This window comes from Brachyspira catarrhinii (genome assembly GCF_005518285.1).
In the GTDB taxonomy this organism is placed as follows: Bacteria; Spirochaetota; Brachyspiria; order Brachyspirales; family Brachyspiraceae; genus Brachyspira; species Brachyspira catarrhinii.
Genome location: NZ_SJDU01000715.1, coordinates 1 through 606, shown reverse-complemented (window position 1 = coordinate 606; position 606 = coordinate 1). Strand labels below are relative to the sequence as shown.

1 protein-coding gene is annotated in these 606 nt (G+C 32.0%); it reads left to right on the top strand.

Annotated elements, in window-relative coordinates:
• Nucleotides 1-536, top strand: a 536-nt coding sequence (locus EZH24_RS14480; RefSeq protein ID WP_161976194.1) for a hypothetical protein, incomplete at its 5' end; no start/stop codon positions are given.
• Between the last annotated feature and the right edge of the window lie 70 nt (nucleotides 537-606).

Genomic DNA, 606 nt, shown 5'->3' with positions numbered 1-606 from the left:
CCGTAAGAACGATTACGATTAATTTCACTTTTACGGCAGACGATAAAACTTTGAACAACTATACTCAAACTTTGTCCGTTAAAGTGACATTGACGCATGCTCAAAGTCTCGATGGCGACACAGGAGCTACTGCCATTGAAACTATACTTAAGAAAGGCACATCATTAGACGATAATTCAAACACCCCTGGTGGTGACAAGTATGAATTTTCGTATTCAACGGGAATATTTGATAAAAATAATAACACTTTTACAATAACACATCGTGATGGAGACAAGTGGTCAGATATTCCTTATTCAAGAATCTATCAATATACAGATTATAACTTTGAGGAAGGACATGGATTTGAGGGTTTAACAGGAACTCGTGTTGGAGACGGAGAATTAAGCGCAGATAAAAAATCTTTTACTTTAACTTATAATGTTACTTTCAGCGACATTTATGATACTACAATAACTCAAATTAAAATAGTGATTAAAATTGCTGATAATAATAGTAACATTAGTTTTAAAGACGACACAACGAGCGTAAGTTAAGGAAAAATTATAAACTGAAGATAATATGATTTAAGTTAATAAGATTTTTAAGAGTTAAACCGAATTTATT